Below are 924 nucleotides of genomic sequence, written 5' to 3'. Positions count from 1 at the left end.
AATCAGCATTGTTGTATCTGTAGGCTTAGCGCCTATAGTAAGCCATACTATATATTCAGAATCAACTCCATGTTGAACATTATAAGCTGGCTTTAACTGACCATTTTTCATAGCATCTTCTTTCATCCTCATAAATGTTGCATCTTTGTCTGTCTTTGAATAGCTGTTACGTTTACCACAGATATATAGTTTTTGTGTATATTCTTTTAACTTATTAAGATATTCCTCAAGCGTTTCAATAGAACGTTGAATTGGAGTTTTTCTTTTACCACATCCATGTACAAATTCTATATTTCCCTCATGTTTCAAGGCATAAAGTTTCTTGCGCAGCTTCTTTACGTGCTTTATTTTTACTCTATTTTCATATATAAGTTTTAGCCCATACATTTCTTCACATTCAGCTACAAAATCAGCTAATTTAGAAAGTAGTCTTGCTAAATTTTTTGAAACTGACTTTTTCCAAACGAAAGTATATTTGTTTGCACAAGCCTCTATTTTTGTACCATCAATAAATATAGCATCACCTGATATTTCTCCAATCTCATAAAGGAAATTTGACATTTCGGCCATGATTGTTTCTGAACATGGAGCAAAATGAATGCTGCGGAACCTAGCAAATGTAGAATGGTCAGGTGCTGGAGAACCTTCTAGAAGGTACATAAAGTTCACATCTCTTTTGCATGATTTCTCCATTAATCTTGATGAATAGTCGTGATTCATGTAAGAATAAAGTACAATTTTAAGCATCTGACGTGGTGTTGCCTGATTCTCCCTTATACGGGAGTAAGTCAAATATAAATCTGTTAAATCCATCTCCTCAATAAATTGACTTAGCAAACGCACCGAATCATCATCTGGAATCATGTACTCAATATTTAGTGGAAGTTTTAATTGATAATTTCCACGATTTGAAGTATAATTTTT

General features: G+C 33.1%; 1 protein-coding gene. It reads right to left on the bottom strand.

Annotated elements, in window-relative coordinates; all coding sequences use genetic code 11:
- A partial coding sequence (locus WY13_RS12225) for a transposase (RefSeq protein ID WP_242866485.1) occupies positions 1-924 on the bottom strand: 924 nt, incomplete at both ends.

This window comes from Clostridium ljungdahlii, assembly GCF_001636845.1.
GTDB lineage: Bacteria > Bacillota > Clostridia > Clostridiales > Clostridiaceae > Clostridium_B > Clostridium_B ljungdahlii_A.
This window is presented reverse-complemented; position numbering and strand designations above follow the sequence as displayed.